General features: G+C 33.1%; 11 protein-coding genes. 9 read left to right on the forward strand and 2 right to left on the reverse strand.

What is annotated here, in order from left to right; all coding sequences use genetic code 11:
- Positions 1-3: 3 nt before the first annotated feature.
- Both ACVC2P_RS15435 and msrA read left to right on the forward strand, forming a co-directional pair.
- Positions 4-783, forward strand: a complete 780-nt coding sequence (locus ACVC2P_RS15435; protein WP_452599354.1) for a zinc ribbon domain-containing protein — start codon at positions 4-6, stop codon at positions 781-783.
- A 214-nt stretch (positions 784-997) separates the two neighbouring features.
- The gene (msrA, locus tag ACVC2P_RS15440; RefSeq protein WP_452599355.1) at positions 998-1,654 is read left to right on the forward strand and encodes a peptide-methionine (S)-S-oxide reductase MsrA; all 657 of its coding nucleotides are present in this window, start codon (positions 998-1,000) and stop codon (positions 1,652-1,654) included.
- A gap of 5 nt (positions 1,655-1,659) precedes the next feature.
- On the opposite strand, the gene ACVC2P_RS15445 is transcribed toward msrA, so the two are convergent.
- A complete protein-coding gene (locus ACVC2P_RS15445; protein ID WP_452599356.1) occupies positions 1,660-2,460 on the reverse strand; it encodes a class I SAM-dependent methyltransferase in 801 nt (266 codons plus the stop codon).
- Between the two features lie 62 nt (positions 2,461-2,522).
- On the opposite strand from ACVC2P_RS15445, the gene ACVC2P_RS15450 reads away from it, so the two are divergent.
- Positions 2,523-3,191: a hypothetical protein gene (locus tag ACVC2P_RS15450; protein ID WP_452599357.1), complete on the forward strand. Its 669-nt coding sequence runs from the start codon at positions 2,523-2,525 to the stop codon at positions 3,189-3,191.
- 8 nt (positions 3,192-3,199) lie between these two features.
- Entirely contained in the window at positions 3,200-4,048 is an 849-nt protein-coding gene (locus ACVC2P_RS15455) for an ATP-grasp domain-containing protein (protein WP_452599358.1), read from the forward strand.
- Between the two features lie 153 nt (positions 4,049-4,201).
- Here the strand turns inward: ACVC2P_RS15455 and ACVC2P_RS15460 are convergent, their stop codons facing one another.
- A complete protein-coding gene (locus tag ACVC2P_RS15460; protein ID WP_452599359.1) occupies positions 4,202-4,972 on the reverse strand; it encodes an IclR family transcriptional regulator in 771 nt (256 codons plus the stop codon).
- 168 nt (positions 4,973-5,140) lie between these two features.
- Between ACVC2P_RS15460 and kynU the strand changes: the two genes are divergently transcribed.
- From kynU to ACVC2P_RS15485, 5 genes are all read left to right on the forward strand, one after another.
- Entirely contained in the window at positions 5,141-6,406 is a 1,266-nt protein-coding gene (gene kynU, locus ACVC2P_RS15465; RefSeq protein WP_452599360.1) for a kynureninase, read from the forward strand.
- Positions 6,399-7,796 (forward strand): FAD-dependent oxidoreductase, encoded by a 1,398-nt coding sequence (locus ACVC2P_RS15470; RefSeq protein ID WP_452599361.1) that lies wholly within the window; start codon positions 6,399-6,401, stop codon positions 7,794-7,796. Before kynU ends, ACVC2P_RS15470 begins: the two co-directional genes overlap by 8 nt.
- Positions 7,797-7,800: 4 nt before the next feature.
- On the forward strand, positions 7,801-8,205 hold the full coding sequence (locus ACVC2P_RS15475; protein WP_452599362.1) for a RidA family protein: 405 nt from the start codon (positions 7,801-7,803) through the stop codon (positions 8,203-8,205).
- Positions 8,205-8,681 carry a DUF5063 domain-containing protein gene (locus ACVC2P_RS15480; RefSeq protein ID WP_452599363.1) on the forward strand — a complete coding sequence of 159 codons (477 nt, stop codon included), beginning with the start codon at positions 8,205-8,207 and terminating at the stop codon, positions 8,679-8,681. Before ACVC2P_RS15475 ends, ACVC2P_RS15480 begins: the two co-directional genes overlap by 1 nt.
- Positions 8,682-8,694: 13 nt before the next feature.
- Positions 8,695-9,007, forward strand: a 313-nt coding sequence (locus ACVC2P_RS15485; RefSeq protein WP_452599364.1) for an aldehyde dehydrogenase family protein, incomplete at its 3' end; no start/stop codon positions are given.

Below are 9,007 nucleotides of genomic sequence, written 5' to 3' on the forward strand. Positions count from 1 at the left end.
ACTATGGCAAAGAGTAAAGAAGTAACTGTTGAAGAACGTCTAAGATCTTTATATGACTTACAATTAATCGATTCAAGAATTGATGAAATAAGAAACGTTCGTGGAGAACTTCCTTTAGAAGTAAGCGATTTAGAAGATGAAGTTGCTGGATTAAATGCAAGATTAGAAAAACTTATCGCGAGTTTAGAATCTGTAGATAGCGAAATTAGTGCTAGAAAAAATAGCATTGAAGAATCTAAAGCGTTAATAAAAAAGTATAGCGAGCAACAAAAAAACGTTAGAAATAACAGAGAGTACAACTCTATCACAAAAGAGATTGAGTACCAAGAACTTGAGATTGAGCTAGCTGAAAAACACATTAGAGAATTCAGAGCGCAAATAGAGCAGAAAAAAGAAGTTGTTGAAAAAACAAAACAACATGTAAAAGATAGAGAAACACACCTTAAACACAAAAAGAGTGAGTTAGATGCTATCTTAGCAGAAACTGCAAAAGAAGAAGAAGCCTTAATTAAAAAGTCTGAAGATTACAAAAAGAAAATCGAAGACCGTTTAGTAAAAGCTTACAACAGAATTCGTAACAATGTAAAAAATGGATTAGCAGTTGTACCAATCGAAAGAGGAGCATCTGGAGGATCTTACTTTACTATTCCACCACAAGTACAAATGGAAATTGGAGCTCGTAAAAAAATCATTACAGATGAGCACAGTGGTCGTATTCTAGTAGACGAACTTTTAGCAATGGAGCAAAAAGAAAAAATGGAAAAAATGTTTAGAAAACTATAATTCTATTTAAAATATATTCTAAAAGCCTTTACAAATTTGTAAAGGCTTTTTTATTTAATATAATTTTAACCTCTCAGCATTTAAGTTTTTACGTTTATACCCGACCAATACATAAACACTATTTAATTATAATATAAATCTGCCAAAACAAACCTTGCGATAAAACAAGATATACTATGGCAAAAAATTCAGACCAATAAAAACACTTAAAAAGATGAAAAAAATAATTCCAGCAATAATCATTCTTTTATTATTTAGTTGCCAAAATACAGCACAGAACCCTAAACAAGAACAAGTAAAAAATGCAACACCAATTGAAGTTCCTGTAGAAAACGGATTAGCTAAAGCCTATTTTGCCAGCGGTTGTTTTTGGTGTGTAGAAGCCATATACGAAAGTGTTAATGGTGTTAAAGAATCTATTAGTGGTTACTCTGGCGGACACACTAAAAACCCCACATACGAAGCAAGCAATACAGGAAGAACAGGGCATGCAGAAGCTGTAGAAGTTATTTACGATCCAAACATAGTAAGCTTTACAACTCTAGTAGATGTTTATTTTGCATCGCAAAACCCAACACAAGTTAACGGGCAAGGCCCAGATAGAGGCTCGCAATATAGATCTATTATCTTTTTTCAAAATGATGAACAAAAGAAAATTATAGAAGAAAAGAAAGCTGCTTTAGCAGAAAAACTAGGCAAAACAATTGCAGCCGAAGTCTATCCATTTCAAAAATTTTGGGTCGGCGAAGATTACCATCAAAACTACGAAAGACTACATCCTAACCAAGGGTACATACGTAGCGTTTCTATCCCTAGACTAAAACGTTTTCAAGCAAAAATGCCTGAAGTATTAAAAAAGAATAAGCACTAACTAATTTAAAGTTTAGTTGCCTTAAGCTCAAAAATAAGAGGATATAATTTATCCTTTGTTACATAATTGCCCGATTTGGTTTCTACCAAGTCGGGTAATACATTATATGGCGCTTCGTCGTATTCATTTAAGTATTCTATTTTTAACCCAGCTGCCGTTAATGCATTTATTACTTCGCTCAAACCATGATTCCAACCATACTCTTTGGTTATCATTTTAGAATCCACGTCAGCATAAGTTCCTTCGTACTCTTCATAAATAACCTCATTCTGCATATAGCCATATTTCATAACTGGTTTTTCCTCCAAATAATCAAACATCCAAACAATAGGATGAAACTCTACAATATAAAACGTTCCTCCTTTATTTAAACGCTCGGCAATCATTTGTCCCCATGGTTTTAAATCTGGTAACCAACCAATAACACCATAACTAGTAAATACAATATCGAACGTTTCTTTTACATGTTTAGAAGTCTCCAACACATTACAACAAACAAACTCCGCATCTAGATTCAATTCTTCATTCAACTTTCTAGCTAATTTTACACCCTCATCACTTAAATCTACACCTATACACTTAGCGCCTTTCCTACTCCAACTTAAAGTATCTTGACCAAAATGACACTGTAAATGCAATAGTGTTTTTCCACTAACATCTCCCAAAGCATTGAGCTCATAAGGCATTAACGAAGACTTTCCTGCTTTAAAAGCTTTCATATCGTACATATCACTTTTAGCATGTACTTTTACTTTATCATTCCAAGTGGCTTTATTTGCGTTAAAATAGTCTAAATTATCATTCATAGTTTAATAGCTTTTCTCAAAACTAGTCAATATTTCATAGCTTTGAAAAAAACCTTAAAAATATGTATCGTTTTCTTATTATTTCACTACTTACTTTAGCGTCTTGTAAGTCTGAAAACAAACAAGAACAAACAACTTCAGAAAAACCATTAACGCTAGCAGAAAATATTGCAAATGCACATGGTTTTAAAAACTGGAATAAGGTTTCCGAAATTCAATTTACTTTTAATATAGATAATAACGATAAGCACTATCAACGCTCTTGGAAATGGAATCCAAAAACTAATGCGGTAACCATGTTAACCCAAAAAGACACTATTACTTATTATACCACTAAAATAGATAGCACGAACATAAAAACAGACCAACGGTTTATTAACGATAAGTACTGGGCATTGTTTCCTTTTCAATTGGTTTGGGATACTACAGCTACCCTAAGCGAGCCAATTAAAGCAGAAGCGCCAATTAGCAAAGCCCCACTAAACAAAGTAACATTAACCTATACAAATACAGGTGGCTATACACCAGGAGATGCTTACGATATATTTTATAACGATAATTATATTATAAAAGAATGGGTATTTAGAGAAGGCAATACAACTGAAGCGTCAATAACAAACACCTTTGAAAACTACAAAGATTTTAATGGTATAAAAATAGCCTTAGACCATAAAAAAGCAGATAGTGATTGGAATTTAAATTTTAGTGGTATCATTATAAAACTAGAGTAAATTATTTAATGAAAGAATTAAAAACTATAGATTTCTTTAATGCAGAATCTACCATATGGATTGCTAATAAAACAGTAAACATCCCAGCTTACGATTTTAAATTTGAACCTCTATTCAAAATTAATCGACCAAGGATTGAAAATACTGTAGATGTTTTTGCTAGAATTGGAGCCATTAGTAATTACAATGCTATTTATAGTTCTTTTTTTAATTATGGTTACAAACTAATACATACCCCAAAACAGCATTTGCTTGCCAGTGAGTTAGAACACTGGTACCCTATCATTAATAAACTAACTCCCAAAAGTAAAGTCTATCAAAATTTTCCTAGCCTTGAAACGTTTAATAAAGATTTTAATTTTCCTGTATTTATAAAAGGAAACAGGCAAACCTCTAAACATAATTATAAATTATCTGTAGCTAAAACAAAAGAGGAATTTCTAGAAATCAAAGAAGCCTATAGAGAAGACTCCATTTTACATTGGCAAAAAGTTGTTATTAGGGAGTTTGTTAAGCTTAAACCAATAAATCATAATGTTGAAGGTAAAGTTCAACTCTCTTATGAGTTTAGAACATTTTGGTGGAAAAAAAGACTTGTAGGGTCTGGACATTACTGGTCTCAATACCTAGATTACAATTGGAGTGATGCAGAAGCAGAAACCGCCATAAAAGTTGCCCAAGAAGCTGCACAGTTAATAGATGCTCCTTTCTTAGCAATAGACCTCGCCCTAACAATAGATAACCAATGGGTTATTATTGAATGTAATGATGCTCAAGAAAGCGGATATTGTGGAGTTAATCCTATGGAATTATGGAGAAACATTATTAAAATAGAAAAACAATGTGACACAAATTGAATTTCTAGAAGATTTTTTAGAAGCAATAATTTCTTATACAGATGATATTCAAGGTTACATCCAAAAATAGATGCAGATAAAGCGACTTGGAGTAATTTTTAAAATATATTAAAAGGACTTCTATTTATGAACAACCTATTCTTAACTTACAACTTACACCCCATGACTGATCCGTTCCTCTATTCCTTCAGCACCCTTTCTAATAATCGCTAAATAATCATCAATTTTCTCCAACTTAAAACGACTAGAAGGCCCTGAGACACTAATACTAGCAATAATTTCTTGTTGTTTATTAAATACAGGAATAGCAATACAAATAAGCCCCAACTCCAGCTCCTCCATATCTAAAGCGTAGCCTTGCTCTTTTATTTTAGTCAATTCTGTTAATAATAAACCTTTCTCGGTAATAGTGTGTTCAGTACAAGCTTCTAAAGAAACAACATCTAAATAATAGTTAAGCTTTTTTTCTGGAGAGAACGCTAACAACACCTTACCAATAGCAGTGCAATATGCCTTTTGGTAAGACCCTATTTGAGTACTAACCTTCAATCCCTGTGGACTTTCGGTTTTATTTAAATACAATACTTGGTTTTTATCTAGCACTCCAAAATGTACCGTTTCTTTAATTTCTCTTGCAATTTGCTCCAATGGAATTCTAGAATGCTTCCGTAACGATTTATGTATAGAGACTAGGTTGCCTAACTCAAATAACTTTAACCCCAATAAATACTTATCATCATCATTTTTCTGCAAAGCACCTAAAGCCTCTAAAGTACTTAATAAGCGATAGGTAGTACTTTTATTATAACCCGTTTTTTTTGCTAACTCTCTTACACCCCATTCTTTTTGGTCGCCTGTAAAAGCATCTAAAAGCGTAAACGCCTTTACAACCGATAAATTTAAATCTTTAGTATCGTTACTCATAACCCTATAATCGTTTTAAAATGAGTTTTTAAGAAAAAACAAATCTTCATTAAACTTTCCGCTCTCATTTTATTATTCAAAAATATTACGTATTTTTGAAACAGCGTTTCAATATATGAAACGCTTTTGAATAAATTCAAATAAAACGACTATTTTATTTTACTAAAAATGAATAAAGCCACCTTAAGTTACGCTAAAGCACAAGACCAACAAGACGAATTAGCTCACTACAGACAGCAATTCCACATCCCAAAAGATAAAAACGGAAACGAATTAATTTATTTATGCGGAAATTCGCTTGGTTTACAACCAAAATCTACCAAAGAGTATATAAATCAAGAACTAGAAGATTGGGCTAACCTTGGAGTTGAAGGCCATACAGAAGCTAAAAACCCATGGTTACCATACCATGAATTTCTTACAGAAAGCATGGCTAAAGTTGTTGGAGCTAAGCCAATAGAAGTCGTCGTAATGAATACCCTAACGGCTAACCTACACTTTATGATGGTTAGTTTCTATAAACCAACGCCAAAACGTTATAAAATTTTAATAGAAGCAGATGCTTTCCCTAGCGATAAATATGCAGTAGAATCACAATTACGTCATCATGGCTATGATGATAAAGAAGGAGTTATATTATGGAAAGCCAGAGAAGGAGAAGAATTAGCACGCTATGAGGATCTAGAGGCCATAATGGAAACACACGGAGACGAAATTGCTTTAATTATGATTGGCGGTGTAAACTATTACACCGGACAGTTTTTCAATTTAAAACGCATTACAGAACTAGGTCATAAAAATGGCTGTGTTGTAGGTTTCGATTGTGCACACGGCGCAGGAAATGTAAATTTAGATTTACATAATTCAGGAGCAGATTTCGCAGTTTGGTGTACGTATAAATACATGAATTCTGGACCAGGAAGTTTATCAGGATGCTTTGTTCACGAACGTCACGCACACGATAAAAACTTAAATCGTTTTGCAGGTTGGTGGAGCCACAATAAAGACACGCGTTTTAACATGCGTGGTGAGTTTGATGTTTTACCAGGAGCAGAAGGCTGGCAACTCTCTAACCCTCCAATATTATCTATGGCAGCAATAAAAGCCTCTGCCGATATGTTTAACGAAGTTGGCATGGATAAATTAATTGCCAAATCTAAAAAGCTAACAGGGTATTTTGAATATTTAATTAATGAATTAAACAATTCAGATATAAAAATAATAACACCAAGCAACCCAGACGAGCGCGGTTGCCAATTATCTATACAAGTTAAAAATGCCGATAGAGCATTACACAATAAATTAACAGAAGCAGGCGTAATTAGCGATTGGAGAGAACCAGACGTAATACGTTGTGCTCCTGTGCCATTATACAACTCGTTCGAGGATGTATTTAACATGGTAGAAAAATTAAAAACCTTATTAAATGCCTAAAAAAGACAACATACTTATAATAGGTGCTGGATTATGCGGATCTTTATTAGCATTACGTCTAGCGCAAAGAGGCTATACTGTAAACGTATACGAAAGTAGACCAGATTTAAGAACCACAGATATTTCTGCTGGTCGTTCTATAAATTTAGCGTTATCAGATCGTGGATTAAAAGCTATGCGTTTAGCAGGAGTAGAAAACAAAGTAAAGCCACTATGCATCCCAATGTATGGGCGCTTAATACATGATGTAGAAGGTAACACCTTCCCCTCTAACTATTCTGGAAGAGATGGCGAGTACATTAACTCTATCTCTAGAGGCGAACTTAATGGCCTACTATTAACTGAAGCTGATGCTTACGATAATCTCACCATTCATTTTAATAAAAAATGTAATGGCGTTGATATAGAAAATAACGAAGCATCATTTTACGACTATGAGACTAAAGCCGATTTTAAAGTCTCTGCAGATGTCATCTTCGGAACAGACGGTGCAGGGTCTTCCTTACGTAAAAGCTACTATTTAGAACGTAAATTCTTATTTAGCTATTCGCAAAACTATTTAACCCATGGTTACAAGGAATTAGAAATACCAGCATCTAAAAATGGAGAACACCAAATAAGTAAGGACTACTTGCATATTTGGCCAAGAGGGAATTATATGTTAATTGCCTTACCAAACCTTGATGGGAGTTTTACCGTTTCCCTATTTTTAAGTTACGAAGAAGGAAAATATAACTTTAAAAATTTAGAAACCGAAAAAGATATTAAAGCATTTTTTGAAGCACAATTTCCAGATGCACTAGCATTAATACCAAACATAGCAGAAGAATTTGCAAACAACCCAACAGGCGCATTAGGAACAGTAAAGTGCTCACCATGGCACTACAAAAACAAGACCGTTTTAATGGGAGATGCTGCCCATGCCATAGTACCTTTTTACGGACAAGGCATGAACGCTTCCTTTGAAGATGTTACTGTTTTTGATGCTATTTTAGAACAACATGAAGGTGATTGGGAAACCATTTTTAAAGTTTATGAAAGTTCTAGAAAAGCAGATACAGATGCTATTGCAGATTTAGCCATAGACAATTATTACGAAATGAGAGATCATGTCGCGAATCCTATATTTAAAGAAAAGCGTTCTATAGAAATGGCTTTAGAAAAAAACTTTCCAGAAGCTTATTTCTCTAAATATTCTATGGTTACCTTTAATGAAGATATTCCTTATAATGAAGCCATGAAAAAAGGAAGAGCACAAGACAAAGCCATTTTAAATATGATTACCGATAATGAGTTGCATGACAATGACGATTTAAAAGAAGTACTAAAAAAAGTACAAGAAGAGACAAATAATATTCTTGAAGAAGATAAAATTGCAGGATTAAAATAAAGACATGGAAGAGAAAAAAGTAACACCAAGAGGCGCTTACCCACATGTAAAACGTGTAGGCGATTTTATTTTTGTATCGGGAACTAGTTCTCGTAGACCAGACAATACTATAGCTGGCGTAGAAGTTATAGACGAAATGGGAACAAAACGTTTAGATGCCTATGTACAAACTCAAGAAGTTATTAAAAACATAGAGCGTAACTTAGCTAAAGAAGGCGCTACTTTAAAAGATGTAGTAGATGTGACTTCTTTTTTAGTAAACATGAATGACTTTGCGGGTTATAATAAAGCTTATGCTGAGTTTTTTGAAAAAGAAACAGGACCAACTCGCACAACAGTAGCTGTACACCAATTACCACACCCAGATTTGGTAGTGGAAATAAAGGTGATGGCTTATAAAAAACTGTAATGAAAGAAACTATTAAGTTAATTGAAAAAGTAACAGAATTTGCTATAAATCCAGATGTAAAATCTGAAAATAAAATTAAGGATTTAAAACAATTATTAGTTTCAATTTACGCAAAGTTTTTAACTATTGAAAAATTAGATAATGATACTAACTATAAAGAAAGTTATAGTTTAAGCTATGATGAAGTAAAAGAAAATGTTATAGAAAACTTCCCTAAACTTGGTTATTATAATCTAGTATTAGATAGCCATGATGTAGTTTACAAAAAAGGAGAAAGCGAACCATATGTAAACTTGGCTTTAGGTGATCCAATTGATGATATCTGTGACATATTAAAAGACTTATTAGAAGTTAAATGGAGATATGAAAATTACTCAAAAGAAAATGCTAATTGGTCTTTTATGTTTTTAATGAAAAACCATTCTGAAGAACATTTAGTAAACCTATTGAAATATTTAAAAGACTTAGAAGAATAAAAAATTAGAAATAATGACTATTCAAAACTACATAAACGGCAAATTTCATAATCCAATAGACAATAATTGGATAGACAACTATTGCCCTGCAAATGGGGAAGTCTATGGGCAAATACCTAACTCATCTAAAGCAGATGTAGAAAACGCCTATATTGCTGCAAAAGCCACATTTCCTATTTGGTCTCAAACCACACTTGAAGAACGTAGTAGAATACTAATAAAAATATCTGAACTATTAGAGGCTAACCTAGAGCGTTTTGCAGAAGCGGAAAGTAAAGATAATGGCAAACCAATAAGTTTAGCAAAAGCTGTAGATATACCTAGAG

It is taken from the genome of Pontimicrobium sp. MEBiC01747 (genome assembly GCF_053601635.1).